This is a genomic window from Cupriavidus sp. OTU4054, assembly GCF_038440175.1.
Lineage (GTDB): Bacteria > Pseudomonadota > Gammaproteobacteria > Burkholderiales > Burkholderiaceae > Cupriavidus > Cupriavidus pauculus_D.
The window spans coordinates 197,736-211,654 of the sequence record NZ_JASATF010000006.1 but is presented as its reverse complement, the minus strand read 5'-3'; the positions used below and the strand labels follow the sequence as shown (position 1 = coordinate 211,654).

At 67.4% G+C, this 13,919-nt stretch carries 12 protein-coding genes; 4 read left to right on the top strand and 8 right to left on the bottom strand.

Translation table 11 applies throughout. The features are described from left to right. Positions 1–114: 114 nt before the first annotated feature. Together AAHB16_RS10290 and AAHB16_RS10285 are read right to left on the bottom strand one after the other, a co-directional pair. Positions 115–813, bottom strand: coding sequence for an aspartate/glutamate racemase family protein (locus tag AAHB16_RS10290; RefSeq protein ID WP_342050787.1), 699 nt, complete (start codon positions 811–813; stop codon positions 115–117). Between the two features lie 72 nt (positions 814–885). Next, positions 886–1,776: a LysR family transcriptional regulator gene (locus AAHB16_RS10285; protein WP_150375009.1), complete on the bottom strand. Its 891-nt coding sequence runs from the start codon at positions 1,774–1,776 to the stop codon at positions 886–888. Between the two features lie 135 nt (positions 1,777–1,911). Here AAHB16_RS10285 and AAHB16_RS10280 point away from each other — a divergent pair, with 135 nt between their 5' ends. Both AAHB16_RS10280 and AAHB16_RS10275 read left to right on the top strand, forming a co-directional pair. Next, positions 1,912–3,135 (top strand): CaiB/BaiF CoA transferase family protein, encoded by a 1,224-nt coding sequence (locus tag AAHB16_RS10280; protein WP_342050786.1) that lies wholly within the window; start codon positions 1,912–1,914, stop codon positions 3,133–3,135. Between the two features lie 45 nt (positions 3,136–3,180). Then, positions 3,181–4,197, top strand: coding sequence for a tripartite tricarboxylate transporter substrate binding protein (locus tag AAHB16_RS10275; protein ID WP_191002387.1), 1,017 nt, complete (start codon positions 3,181–3,183; stop codon positions 4,195–4,197). 10 nt (positions 4,198–4,207) lie between these two features. On the opposite strand, the gene AAHB16_RS10270 is transcribed toward AAHB16_RS10275, so the two are convergent. The 4 genes from AAHB16_RS10270 to AAHB16_RS10255 form a co-directional block, all read right to left on the bottom strand. After that, positions 4,208–4,852, bottom strand: coding sequence for an isochorismatase family protein (locus AAHB16_RS10270; protein WP_342050785.1), 645 nt, complete (start codon positions 4,850–4,852; stop codon positions 4,208–4,210). Between the two features lie 126 nt (positions 4,853–4,978). After that, positions 4,979–5,440 carry a carboxymuconolactone decarboxylase family protein gene (locus tag AAHB16_RS10265; protein WP_342050784.1) on the bottom strand — a complete coding sequence of 154 codons (462 nt, stop codon included), beginning with the start codon at positions 5,438–5,440 and terminating at the stop codon, positions 4,979–4,981. 33 nt (positions 5,441–5,473) lie between these two features. Beyond that, positions 5,474–6,100, bottom strand: a complete 627-nt coding sequence (locus tag AAHB16_RS10260; RefSeq protein ID WP_342050783.1) for an FMN-dependent NADH-azoreductase — start codon at positions 6,098–6,100, stop codon at positions 5,474–5,476. Next, a complete protein-coding gene (locus AAHB16_RS10255) occupies positions 6,097–6,534 on the bottom strand; it encodes a GNAT family N-acetyltransferase (protein WP_150375004.1) in 438 nt (145 codons plus the stop codon). The genes AAHB16_RS10260 and AAHB16_RS10255 overlap by 4 nt, the downstream gene beginning before the upstream one ends. Before the next feature lie 90 nt (positions 6,535–6,624). Between AAHB16_RS10255 and pdxR the strand changes: the two genes are divergently transcribed. Beyond that, positions 6,625–8,106: a MocR-like pyridoxine biosynthesis transcription factor PdxR gene (gene pdxR / locus AAHB16_RS10250; RefSeq protein WP_342050782.1), complete on the top strand. Its 1,482-nt coding sequence runs from the start codon at positions 6,625–6,627 to the stop codon at positions 8,104–8,106. Between the two features lie 3 nt (positions 8,107–8,109). Here the strand turns inward: pdxR and AAHB16_RS10245 are convergent, their stop codons facing one another. Further along, complete coding sequence (locus tag AAHB16_RS10245) at positions 8,110–10,302, bottom strand: hypothetical protein (protein ID WP_342050781.1); 2,193 nt, start codon at positions 10,300–10,302, stop codon at positions 8,110–8,112. Between the two features lie 329 nt (positions 10,303–10,631). On the opposite strand from AAHB16_RS10245, the gene AAHB16_RS10240 reads away from it, so the two are divergent. Then, positions 10,632–11,921, top strand: a complete 1,290-nt coding sequence (locus AAHB16_RS10240; RefSeq protein ID WP_342050815.1) for an NAD(P)/FAD-dependent oxidoreductase — start codon at positions 10,632–10,634, stop codon at positions 11,919–11,921. Between the two features lie 12 nt (positions 11,922–11,933). On the opposite strand, the gene AAHB16_RS10235 is transcribed toward AAHB16_RS10240, so the two are convergent. Beyond that, positions 11,934–13,916: a 3-hydroxybutyrate oligomer hydrolase family protein gene (locus AAHB16_RS10235; RefSeq protein WP_342050780.1), complete on the bottom strand. Its 1,983-nt coding sequence runs from the start codon at positions 13,914–13,916 to the stop codon at positions 11,934–11,936. Positions 13,917–13,919 lie beyond the last annotated feature (3 nt).

Genomic DNA, 13,919 nt, shown 5'->3' with positions numbered 1-13,919 from the left:
AATGAACGAGGGCCTGGATTGCGCTAACCAGCATGGCGAGTGTTGGGCAAGATATTCGAAATCGGATGACCGATGCTGCCAGCAAACGGTCCGGGTGTAAAGCGTGGCAACGACCTAGGCCGCCAGCGCCCACTCCGCGGCGTGCACCGCGTGCAGCCGCGTGGTATCGAACAACGGCATGCCTTCCACATGCCGCGGCTCGACCAGCAGCGAGATCTCGGTGCAGCCGAGGATGATGGCTTCCGCACCGTCGTTCCTCAAGCGCTCGATCACGGACAGGTAGGTGTCGCGCGACGCGTCGCGGATTTCGCCGAGGCACAGTTCCTCGTAGATGATGCGATGGACCGCTTCGCGATCTTCCGCCTGCGGCGTCACGACCCGCAAGCCATGCGCTTCTTCCAGCCGCGATCGATAGAAGGCCTGCTCCATCGTGAAGCGCGTGCCCAGCAGGCCGATACGGGACAGCCCGGCAGCCCGGATGGCGCGCGCGGTCGGATCGGCGATATGCAGCAGCGGCACATCGACCGCAGCTTCGATCTGCGCGGCCACCTTGTGCATGGTGTTCGTGCAGAGCACGAGCGCGTCCGCGCCGGCCCGCTCGAGCCGGCGGCCGGCATCGGCCACGAGCTCGCCCGCCTCGTCCCATCGCCCGGCATGCTGCAATTGTTCGATCTCGTGGAAGTCCACGCTATAGAGCACGATGCGTGCCGAATGCAGGCCGCCCAGATGCTGTTTGACGGTTTCGTTGATCTGCCGGTAATAGGGGATGGTGGATTCCCAGCTCATTCCGCCGATGAGGCCCAGTGTTTTCATCCGTTCCAGTGACAAGTTCGGGGTAAGCCGCATGGTATGCCGAATCGGCGGGCGCGGTGTCGTGGTATCGACCTAGGCAGCGGCCTTTTCCCGCAGAAACGCAATCAGCGTGGTCACCGCCCGCGTCTGGTAGCGCGTCGGCAGATACAGCAGATACATGGTCGTCCGCAGAAATGCCAGATCCTTCGGCGGCAGCGGCAATCGCAGCAGCGTACCCGCCTCGATATCGCGCGCGACCATATAGCGGGGCAGCAGGCCGACCCCGAGCCCCTGCAGGATCGCATCGCGCAGAAAGAAGAAATTCGCCGACGTCAGGCGAGGGTGGATCTGCGGCTGCCCGCCGGCGGTCCCGGGCCGTCCGGCCGCCAGCAGCTTCTGCCCCGTGAGCTCCGACGTAATCAGCGGCAGATCGCCGAACTCGTCGAGCGTGCGGGGCATGCCGCTCTCGCGCGCCAGCGCCGGTGTGGCGCAGGCCACGTACTCCACGTCGCCCAGGCTATGCGCGACCGCATGCGTCGGTGCCTCGCCCATCACGCGTACCGAAAAGTCCACCGCCCCCTTGATCAGGTCCTCGATATCGTTGTCGAAGATCACGTTGAGCGTGATGGCCGGATACAGGGCCATGAACTCCATGAACCAGGCGGCCATCGTGTGCTGCCCGAATCCGCTCGGCACGCTCAGCCGCACCGTGCCGCTGAGCCGTTTGCCCAGGCTCTGCACCGATTCCTGCGCGGCCATCAGCTGATGGCGGATGGCGCGTCCATGCTCGTACAGCTGCCAGCCGAGCTCGGTCGGCTCCAGCTGCCGCGTGCTGCGCCGAAGCAGTTCGGCGCCCAGCTGCCGCTCGAACTGGTTGAGCCGCTTGCTGACATTGGCCCGGCTCATGCCGAGCTGACTCGCGGCCCGGCTCAGGTTGCCGGCATCGATGATGTCCACGAGCAGAGACAGCGCGGTCTGGTCCATTGTCAACTCTGAGTTGTCGTATATGGTGAATTTACGTAGCAATTGTCAAACATAAAGAACATATACACAATCGCTGCTGAACAAGACAACCGGACCGCCACCTGGATCCGCGTGGGTTCGGGGAGACAATCTGCAATGCAATCACCAGGCAACGAACAATCGACGGCCGTGCTGCCCCTCGCGGGGGTACGCGTCCTGGACCTCTCGCGCGTGCTCGCGGGACCGATGTGCGCGATGGCGCTAGCCGACCTCGGCGCGGACGTCATCAAGGTCGAGCATCCCGCGCGCGGTGACGATACCCGCGACTGGGGCATCCGCATCGGCACGCGCAATACCTCGTATTTCAACAGCGCCAACCGCAACAAGCGGTCCGTCACCATCGACCTGCAGAACGAACAGGGCGTGGCGCTCGTGCGCCGGCTCGTCGCCCAGAGCGACGTCGTGATCCAGAACTTCAAGGTGGGCGGTGCCGAGAAACTCGGCCTTGGCTACGAACAGCTCAGCGAGATCAACCCGCGCATCGTGTATTGCTCGATCTCGGGCTACTCGCGCGCGTCGCCGGAAGCCGAGCGTCCCGGCTACGACCTCGTCGTGCAGGGCGAGTCCGGCGTGATGGCGACCAATGGCGAAGCGGGGCAGGGCCCGCTGAAGTTCGGCGTGGCCGCGGTGGACATGTTCACGGGCATGTATTCGGCGCAGGCGATTCTCGCCGCGCTGTTCGCGCGGCAGGCCACGGGCCGTGGCCGCCACGTGCAGATGGCGCTCTACGACTGCGGCCTGATGATTCCGTCCTACTACGGCATGGAAGCGATGCTGCGCGATGCCGAGCCGCCGAAGTTCGGCAATGCGCATCCGTCGATCGTGCCCTACGGCGTGTTCGAGGCGGCCGACGGCCCGCTCGTGATCACCGTCGGCAACAACGGGCAGTTCCAGCGCTTCTGCCGCGAAGTGATCGGCCGTCCGGAATGGGCCGAGGACGAGCGCTTTGCCACGAATACCGCGCGCTCCGCCAATCGCGACGTGCTGCTGCCCGAACTCCGCGCGGTACTGCGCGGCTTCTCGCGCGTGGACCTGCTGGCGCGCCTGAATGCCGCCAACATCCCCTGCGGCGAAGTGCTCGGCATGCTCGAGGCGCTGCAATCGGAACGCACCGCGCAGGCGGGGCTGCTGCACCGGTTCGAAGACAGCGAAGCGGGCCCGCAGGCCGTGCTGGCCCCGCCGTACGCCATGGATGGCGCGCGCATGCCCGTGCGCATGCCCCCGCCGCATATGGGCGAACACACGCAGTCCGTATTCAGCGAGCTGCTGCAGCTCGACGACGATGCCATCGCGGCGCTGCGCGCCGACGGCGTCATTTGACCAGAACAGCGACGATCGACAAGCAACAAGCAAGGAGACAAGACCATGAAGACCACCACCACCGACACGATGACCAACGCGCAGCGCCGCCACTGGCTCAAGGCCGGCGCGGCTGCCGCGATGGCGGCAGTGATGCCCGCCGCGTTCGCCAAGGCCGGCTGGCCGGACAAGTACATCAAGATGGTGGTGGCGTTCCCCGCCGGCGGTCCGACCGATACCGCCGCGCGCATCCTTGCGCAGAAGCTGTCGGAGCGTCTTGGCCAGCAGGTCGTCATCGAGAACAAGCCCGGCGCGTCGGGCTCGATCGGTACGGCGGGCTTTATCAAGAGCGCGGCCGACGGCTACAACCTGTCGATGTTCGGCATGCCCGCGCTGCTCGCGCCGCTGATGTACAAGAACAACGCATACGACGTGAAGAAGGACTTCCTGTCGGTGGCCACCGTGTATGTGCTGCCGATGGCGATCGTGATCAATCCGGCGGTGGTGCCCAAGGTGGAAACGCTGCCCGACCTGATCCGCTTTGCGAAGGCCAGCAAGACGCCGCTGAACTACACGAGCTCGGGCACCGGCAGCTTTGGCCACCTGGCCATGGAGCAGTTGAAGGACCTCGGCGGCTTCGACATGCAGCATGTGCCGTACAAGGGTAGCGCACCGGCCGTGTCGGACCTGCTCGGCGGCCAGATCGGCGTGATGTTCGCCGACGTGGTGGCCGCGCTGCCGCATATCCGCGCGGGCAAGCTGAAGGCCATCGCCCTGAGCTCGCCGAACGCGAAAGTACTGCTGCCGGGCGTGAAGACCGTGTCGGAACAGGGTTTCGCCAACTTCGACTTCGACTCGTGGGGCGGCCTCATCGTGCCGCTGGACACGCCGCAGTCCATCGTGGAGCGTCTGACCAGCGAGACGCGCGACATCGTGACCACCGACAAGGAGCTTCAGCAGAAGCTCGTGACGGCGGGCGCCATCGCGTCGTTCCAGGACGGCAAGCAGATGCAGGCGCGCCTGAACAAGGACTACGACCGCTGGAGCGCGATCGTGAAGGCCAAGGAGATCAGCGCGCTCTGACGGCCTGGCGTTACATCGCGGCCACGACTTCGTCCGTGGTCGGGACCTGGTGGGCCAGGAACCGATAGTTGACCAGGGCCGCGGCGTAGCCGTCTCCCCAGACGGGATGACGGGGACCCGCGACCGCATCCTTCACGACCGCGACCTCGAATCCCTCCTCGATCAGATGACGGAGGTGAGACTCGACACACATGTTGGCAAGCATGCCACCGAGAATCACCTTCGAAATCTTGCGTTTTCTCAACTGCAGGACCAGGTCGTTGGTCTGCGGACCGAACACCTTGTGGGGGCCGACCACGACGGTCTTGCCGTCGTCGATATAAGGCTTGAACGTCTCCAGCCAATCGGCACCGGAACCTTCGAAACCCTTCAGATTCAGCACCCCCGCGCGCGCGAAGCTGCGGTTCTCGGCCTCCATCGCCTCGAGCGGCCCGTTCATCTTCCACGTGACGTCGGTCGGGTAGAAGTAGTGTGGAGAGATAAAGACCTCGTAGCCCTTGGTCTTCGCCGCCTTGAAGATCTTCTCCATGTTGCCGATCGTCCCGTTCTCCCGGACGCTCGCGCCTACGGCTCCCCAGTTGACGCCGTGCTCGCTGAGCACATCGTTCTGCGGATCGATGAATACCACGCCGGTGTCACTGCTGCTCAGTTCCATCTTCGTTCTCCCAAGGGCGGTCAGACCGCGGACCGTCTTCATCCTAGGCGACGCCCCCGGGCCCGCGCGGCTACCCACCCATAACGCCGTTCGAAAATGAAATCTGGGTAACAACGCCCGATACGATCATTCGATCGGCGTGTCGTCCACGGGCTGGTGCATGCCGATCGCCATGCGGTTCCACGCATTGATCGCCGCCACGGTCCAGCTCAGCTCGACGATCTCCTGCTCGGTGAAGTGTGCGCGCAGCGCCTCGAATTCCGCATTGCGGTCGTCGAATCCGGCCCGCAGGTTCGTCAGCGATTCGGCCCACGCCAGCGCGGCCTGTTCCTTCGCCGTGAACAGATTCGGCACTTCACGCCAGGCCGACAACACATTCAGGCGCTTCCAGGACTCGCCAGCCTTGCGCAGGTCGCGCACGTGCATGTCCAGGCAGTACGCGCAGCCGTTGATCTGCGACACGCGGGTCTGAACCAGCTCGACCAGTACCGGGCCAAGCGAGGACTTTGCGCTGGCCATGCTCACGGCCGCCAGCGACTTGTATTGAACGGGTGCCAGCGTGTTCCACGGCAGACGGGGTGCATTCATGATGTTTCTCCAGAGAGGTTGGGTGACGAAAAATCAGGCTTCGGGCTGCGCGTCCGCGAGATAGCGGCGCACATGCTCTTCCACGGCGGCCAGCGGTACATCGACCATCGCCAGCTTCGTGGAGGGGATATAGGTAATGTCCTTGAGACCGATCACGCCCAGCACGGCCGTGAGGTAGGGGCGGAAGAAATCGGGCTGGATCGCCGGTTCCCGGAACATCGCGCCCCCAGCGGTCACCGCCACGAACGTCGGGCGGTCGCGCAGCAGGCCGACCTTGCCGGCCTCCGTCGTGACGAACGTCACGTCGCGGCGCACCACATGGTCGATCCAGTTCTTGAGCACGGCGGGCACCGTGAAGTTGTGCACCGGCGTGGAAATCCACACGACATCGGCCCCATCGAGTTCGCGGATCAGTTCGTCCGACACCGCAAGCTGGTGGCCATAACGCGCGCGCGCTTCGTCGCCGGACAGCACGAGAGACTCCGCGTACTCCGCGGTGATCGCCGGCAGGGGCCTGACGCCGAGATGGCGCTGGGTCACGTGCACGGGCCGGCCAAAGCGGCGCGTCAGCGCGGGCAGCAACTGGTTGGTCAGATGCCGGCTGGTCGAGGTCTCGCGGCGCGGGCTGCAATCGAGCAGCAGGAGTTCGAGCGGTTTCATTGCAGTTCCATGCAGAAGTGGAGGCCGCGGGACAGCAGTCCGGCGCGGAAGTAGAAGCGCTGGGCCAGCGCGTTGGCCAGTCCCGTGTCGAGCACGAGCTGCGCGCAACCCTGGGCACGCGCGATCTCGGCAACCGCCTCGAGCAGTTGCTCGCCATAGCCGCGGCCACGTTCGCCGGCGTCGGTGACCAGGTCGTCCACATAGACGAAGGGACCGTAGATCAGGTTGTCCATGCGGCGGTAGCCGGCGGCGGCGACGGGGCGGCCCGCGTTCCACACCACGAGCAGGCGATAGCCCTGCGCGCGTTGCGTGGCGGTGCGCTCGACCAGTTCCTGCGCCGAGCGCAGATGGGGGCGAAGCTGCTGCACGAGCCCGAAACAGGCCGCGAGTTCGGCGTCCGTTTCGGCATGCTGCAAGGTGATCTGTGTGGCCATGGTGCTGAAGGTTGCTGGTTGGTGTAGGCTCAAGTGTCGTCGACCGATGGCACAGCCGACAGGCACATAAATCTCTATTTCGACTAGGCCATGCCTTCCACCCGATCCTCCACTCCAGGTTCGCCGCAGCCCTCCACCATCCACGCCCAGATCTACGGCCGGTTCCGCGCCATGATCGAGACCGGCCAGCTCAAGCCGGGCCAGCGGGTGTCCTCGCTGCGCGCGCTCGCGGAGGAACTGGGCGTGGCGCGCGGCACCGTCCAGGTGGCGTTCGACCGGTTGCTGGGGGAGGGCTACCTGGTTGCGCGCGGTCCGGCCGGCACGTTCGTCGCCGAGCACATCACGGCGGCGCCGTCGCGGGCGCGGGCTGCGAAGAAAACCGCCACGGCCGGCAAGCTGCCGGCGCCGCGTGCCCCCCGGTATGCGGCGCTGAAGGACACCAACGAAGTCGTGCTGGAATCGGGCGGCGGGGCGCCCGCCATGCTCCAGCTCGGCGTGCCCGCGCTCGACGAGTTTCCGCGCAAGCTGTGGACGCGGCTGATGACGGGACTCGTGCGGCAGGTCAATACGCTCAATCGCCCGGCACCGGCCGGCTATGCGCCGCTGCGCGAGGCGCTGGCCACGTATCTGCACAGTTCGCGCGGCATCGCGCTGCGGGCGTCGCAGGTGTTCGTCGTGCCGGCCTACACGGCGGGGCTCGAACTGGCGGTCAATGCGCTATCGCTGCAGGGCACGCATGGGGCGTGGGTGGAGACGCCGGGCTATCCGCCGACGGGACAACTGCTGCGGAGGCTGGGGGTGCCACCCCATTTCGTGCCCGTGGACGACTGCGGTATCGATGTCGAGTACGGCATCGCGCGTCACCCCGACGCCAGTCTTGCGGTGGTGACGCCCTCGCACCAGAGTCCGACCGGCGTGGCGCTCACGCTTCAGCGGCGCGTGGCGTTGCTCGACTGGGCCGCGCGGAACGGAGCATGGGTGGTGGAGGACGACTACGACGGCGAGTTTCGTTATCGCGGCCATCCGCTGCCCGCGCTCAAGAGTCTGGATGCGGGCCAGCGCGTGATTTACTGCGGCACGCTGAGCAAGGTCATGTTTCCGGGGCTGCGGCTTGGGTATGTGGTCGTGCCCGAGAGCCAGGTGGAGGCATTCGAATCCGCGATTGCGCGCGCGACCTACGGCGGCTGTCCGGAGCTGATGCAGGCGGCGGTCGCGGAGTTCATCACCGCGGGCCATTTCTCGCGGCATATCAAGCGCATGCGCACGCTCTACGCGCGCCGCCGGGCGTTGCTGGCGGACGCATTGCGCGTCTACGAACCGCACGGCTTTCGCGTGCGGCTCGAGGATGGCGGCATGCATCTGCTGCTCGACGTCCCCGAGGACCGCGACGACATTGCGATGGCGCGCGTCGCGCATGAGGCCGGTTTCGGCATCCATGCGCTGACGGGCTGGCGCCGTGGCGCGCCGGGGCGGCGCGCACTGCTGCTGGGCTTCACGAATATCGGCACGCAGGCGGAGGCCGAACGCGTGGTGACGAAGCTGATGCGGGCGCTGGGGGAACCGCGTACGTAGCGATCAATCGCGCTTCCCGCGGTCTCCCGATCCCAGCACCACCTCCGCCATCTCGATCTGCCTCGCCACCCGCTCCATCGCCACCGCCGCGCGCCCGTTCGCTTCCGCCGCCGCCAGACGCCCCTTGACGTCGATCGGCAGCGCCATCGCGCCATACAACGTCTGCTGGCCCAGCGACAGCTTGTCGTCCGCCTCCTTCCCATGGTTCTTGATCGTCGTGGTCGTGCCCTGGCTGTAGGCGGCAATCGCCCCAAGCCCGAACCCCAGTGCCGAAAATCCCGAGATATAGGACGTCTTGAGCTTCGACGATCCACCGACCACCGCCGCCGCCACCCGTCCGATCGACGACGACGCAAAGCTGCCCAGCACGCCCATGTGATAGGTCTGGCCCACCCGCTGCGCCACCTGCGTCCTGATCTCGTCGGCATTGAGGTTGCGCTTGCTGTCGCGCCACACGCCGGGCAGCAGCGCGTCGGTATTCGACGCCAGCGTCGCCCGCGCATGCCCGTCGGCGGACAACCCGGTCAAGTCGTTCGCCTTGAGCTTTTCCTTGTCCGCTTCCAGCACGCCGAGCTTCGCTTCGAGACCCTTCCGCGCTTCGCTGCCCGCGGGTGCCGCATCGCGCTCCGCCTCGGTCTGCCTGATGACGTCGTCGAGCGACTTCGTCACGCGCTTGACCAGCGACTGCGCCGGCGAGGCAATCAGCCCGCGCAGCTTGCCCTCGTCGATATCCTCGGGCCCGATCGTCTTGCCCGCATCGACGCGCGCCTTGCCGGCGTCGGTAAAGAAGTCCCCATAGATCAGGTTGAGCGCGTTCTTGTAATCGACCTTCGCCACCTCGTCGTAGCCCGCCGACACATGCTGCACGCCGGTCAGCGCCAGCGCCCCCATGGCCTGGATCGTCGCGATCGACATCGGATGGAGCCGTGCGACGCGCTCGATGACATGTGACCCGATGACGTGCGACCCGACGACGTGCGACCCGATGACGTGCGCGGCCATCGTCGCGGCCTGATCCCTCGGCACGCCGGATGCCAGCCCCATCAGACTCTGGAACACGGGCCGCATCACGCGAGAGACGGACTGGAGGCGGTTGCCGATATGCTGCCGCGTGTGCCCGGCCTGCGTCATCAGCACGCCTTCGTGGAGATCGCGCATCGCGGTCAACGCCTCGGAGAACGCTTGCGCCGATTCGCGTAGCCGTACCACGTCCGCGTCCGTGTCGTTCGCGTGCAACCACGCAGCCAGCTGCTCGCTGGTCTTGCCGTCCGCGCTACCCGGCACGCGCGCGGCAATCGCATCGAGCTGGCGCCCGAACGCGTTCGATGCCTTGTCGAGCGCCTCCGCCTGCGCGGATGCGCGGCGTGCGATCTCGGGCAGCCATTCCTTGTGATGCACGTTCGCCTTGTCCACCTGAATCACGGGACCGTTGCGCTCGGCCGTATGCTCGACGAACTGCACGACCACGGGCTGCTGCGCGGCATACATCGGCGTCTGCGCAAGGCCGGCGACACCCAGCCCGAGCCCGGTGCCGGCCCACGGCTTGCCCGTGCCCGCGGACAGGAACGGCGAGGCAAAGAACTGCAGCAGGTTCGAGACCAGTCCCGCGCTCGGATAGATGAGCCCCGACACGAACGCCGCGTGGTGCACCTGCCTGATATCCGCATCGGTCAGCCCTTGCGCGTGATACCAGTCGTTGCTGCGTTGCGTGGCGCCGGACATCAGCGTGCTGTTGCTCACCGACGCGTCCTGCCGCTGTACCCGCAGCGTATTGACGAGATCCGCGGCCTGCTGACGATCGACGTCGCGTTCGCGGCATTCGCCGATCGCGCGCTGCAGGTCGCCCAGCAGCGCGTCCGTATCGGTATTGCGGTAAGACGCCACCGTGGTGCCAACCGCCGAGCGCGCCGTGCCCGTGCCGGCGGTGCCCGCCTCGAGATCGGGGGCTTTCTCCAGGCGCGCCAAACCGAGGCCACCCAGTGCCCGCCGCGCGAACGAAGGTGTCGCGGCGTCGCGTGGCCGCGGCGGCGGTCCCGACAGGCCCGACAGCGACGCGTCGGCCGCGGGCTTTTTCGCGGGCAGGCGCGTGGGGGGCGGTTTGGAAGGCGCGTCGTGCAGCGGCTGGATCTCGGCGCTGTGGTCGAGGCTATGCGCGCGGCTGGTCGCGGGCGAGTGAACGGACGGCGGAGGAGGCATGGCGGATCCCGTCGAAAGAAGGTTCGACCGAGCCTACGAACCGCATATGACAGCTGTGTGCAACGGCCCGCAACGTCGCGCGCGGATCCCCGAACGCTTCGCTACGCGCGGCATCGTTTCGGATTTGCGCGGGGAGGCAATGGCCCGTACCCGTTACAAATTAATCAGTATGCGATTGAAATAGCACGTTTACCGATCGCGCCCCTGCCATTAGACTCGCTCGGCATTCGCTTACCCGCCCGCGTCGGTGTCGCCATGCACGTCGCCATGCACGTCACCCTCCACGTCGCACCATGATCGCTTCCTCTCCCGTCCACGCATCCCACGGCATGCCGCGCACCTCGGTGCTCGCGACGCACTCGCTCTGGGCCGCCACCGCGCCCGCCGCCCTCCCGACGCCGCCGTTGTACAACGCCAGGGCTGTGGACGTGCTCGTGATCGGCGCGGGGTACACGGGACTCTCCACCGCGCTGCATCTGCGCGAATGCGGCGTCGATGTCTGCGTCGTCGATGCCAATGAACCGGGGTGGGGCGCGTCGGGCCGCAATGGCGGTCAGGTCAATCCGTCGCTCAAGCACGATCCGGACGAGCTCGTGCAGAACCTCGGCGGCGAGCGCGCGGAGGCGCTCATCGATGCGGTATCGCGTTCGGCCGATCTCGTGTTCGACCTCGTCGCGCGTCACGGCATCGACTGCCACCCGGTAAGGCAGGGCTGGCTGCAGCTTGCCTATGGCCCGCGCTCGGTGCCCGCGCTGCATGCGCGCGCGCGGCAGTGGCAGCGGCGCGGTGTGCCCGTGGAATTGCTCGATCGCGCCGATATCGAGCGGCGTGTCGGCACACGCGCCTTCGCCGGAGGCTGGTGCGATGGCCGCGCGGGCGCCATCCAGCCGCTCGCGTACGCACGCGGACTCGCAGCCGCCGCGCAGCGTGCGGGCGCCGCGATCCATGGGCGCACCGCGGTCACGGCGCTCGAACGGTATGACGGCAACTGGATCGCGACGATGGCCACGGGCGCGCGCGTGACGGCGTCGCATGTGGTCATCGCCACCAATGGCTATTCGGATGGCCTGTGGCCGGGTTTGCGGCAAACGCTGCTGGCGGCCAACAGCTTTATCGTCGCCACGCGGCCGATGTATGGCCAGGCCGCGCAGGCCATCCTCGCGCGGGGCGAGACCGTGGCGACTTCGCAGCGGCTGCTGCTGTATTTCCGCAAGGACCATACTGGCCGGCTGCTGATCGGCGGTCGCGGCGCATTCGCCGATCCGCGCAGGCCGAAGGATTTCGCCCACCTCGAGCGCGCGCTGGCGCTGCTGTTTCCGCAGCTGGGGCCGCTCCAGTTCGAATATCACTGGGCCGGCCGCATCGCGGTGACGCGCGATTTCATGCCGCATGTCCACGAACCCGCGCCGGGCATCACCATCGCGGTCGGCTGCAATGGCCGGGGCATCGCGCTATGCACGAGCTTCGGCAAGCACGTGGCGGAGCGGCTGACGCGGGAAACGGCGGTGTTTCCGTATCCCGTGTCGCCGCTCGCACCGTTCCCGTTCCACGGCTTGCAACGGTGCTATATCGGCGCGGGCGTTGCGTGGTACAGCCTGCTGGACAGGCTGTCGCGATAACGCCGGCTCGCGTCAGTCGGGCACCTTCACCACGCCACGCACGGCGACGATCCGATCGCCCGTCGCGGGCGACGATGCGATCGCGGGCAGATCGGCCGCTTCCACCCGCGGCTTGCCGCCAGCCATCCCGCTCGGCGCGGATGTCCGCACGACCTGGCTCGGCGGCAACGGCGTGGCATTCGCCAGATGCGCCCACATCGCCTCCAGCGCGCGCAGCTGATACGGCGTCAGCGGCACGAGCCCCGTCGCCGCCGCGCCAGGCTCGCCATGCGTGGCCCGCGTGACCTCGATATAGCGGAGGTTCGCGGCATCGCCCGATACCAGCGAATGCAGCCCGACATACGGGCGGCTCGTGAAGTCCGGCGGTTCCACGGGATCCGCGCGGCCATGCACGATCAGCGTCGGCAGCCCGCCGATATCGCCCGTCGCGAGCGCCGATTGCAGCCCCGCCTGCACGCGCTTCGCATTGGCCGACGTGCCGACCGACAACTCGCGCAGGCACATCGCCGCATCGAAGTTGTAATCCTGCCGCCCCGTGGAGGCCGACGTGGACAGCGACGATTTCCGCGGCCCCGCCGGATCGGCGTCGTTGATCACGGTCACGACCGTGCCATCGGGCGTACCGCCGGCCTGCGTCACGTACCATTGCGCGGCCTCGGTGGCCGTGGGCCTGCGCGGACGCCCCGCGGCATCGACCGATGCAAAGCTGAGCCCGCACAGATGATCGGCCGCGGTAAAGCGCCCATACTGGCTCGCCTGGCCCAGCGTGCTCTGCTCGGCCAGCGCGCCCCCCGCGATCTGCGCGTCGGCTTCGGGCTGCATGCCATAAGCGTGCAGCTTGTCGAGCGCCTCGCGTGCCTGCTCGCGCGTGGTCTTCGCCTGCAGCAGCCCCGCGTCGGCCAGCGACGCGCAGCGGTTGGCCGCATGCGTCAGCCCCGACGCCCCGGGCGTGTCGGGCAGCGCCAGCGCCGCGCAGGCGTTGTACAGGTTCGTGAACGTGAGCTTGTCGAAGATCGTGTGCGCGGCATTGCGTGGCAGGATTTGCGGCGACATCGCGACCACGCCGTCGAGCAGATGGCGCGTATCCTGCTCCGCCGCCTTCAACACCGCACCGCCGCCATTCGAGAATCCCGTGGCGATAACGCGCGTATTGGCGCGCGTGACCACCGCCCCCGCGGGCCACTGGCGCTGGCCGAGCTCGAACAGCGCGAACTCCACCGCGCGCAGCACCGATGGCCCCCAGTCCGCTTCCTGCGTCCATCCCGCATCGGCCCACTTGTACGCGAGCCGGTTCGGATACGCGGCGGCAAACTTCCGCGTGGCCGCATCGTCCGGCTGCATCAGCCGCGCGCCGCGCGATACGAGTTGCCCGTCGATGCCGACGCCACGGCCAGCATCGATGTCATGCACGCCGGCGCCGAGCGCCTTGTCGGCCCACACCACCGCGCAGCCATGCGTAAAGCCCCAGTACCCGGCCCGCAGCATATCGCTGAGCACGTTCTGGCTGCCCGGCGTGGCAATGGCGACGAGGCACGCGCGTTGCGCGTCGAAACTCGCCGGCACCTGCAGCAGCAATCCCGCCATCTGCGTACCGCTGCCATCGTCGGCATAGGCGAGCACTTCGTCGCCCGCCACGCGGCCCGTGCCCGCGACGCGGCCCGTGGCCGGATCGACGTTCGGCCCGAACAGCCGGCCAAAGCCATTGGCGGCGGAGGGCGGGCGCTTGATGACCGCGCGCCGCAGTTCGGCGTAGGTCGGCGCGGCCGGATCGCGGTACAGCGTTGTGGCCGCACTGACGCCGGCGGCGCCGAGTCCGCCGGTGACCAGATCGTCGGTCACGCCGTCATAGGCATCGCGCCGCACCACATGCAGCCAGCCCGGCGCGGCCGAGGCGGCGTTCGTGGATGGCGCGGCCCACTGATTGCCGCCGCACGCGGACATCGCCGCGGCAGCCATCAGACCGAGCGCGACGTAGCCGCCTCGGGCAAAAGACATTCC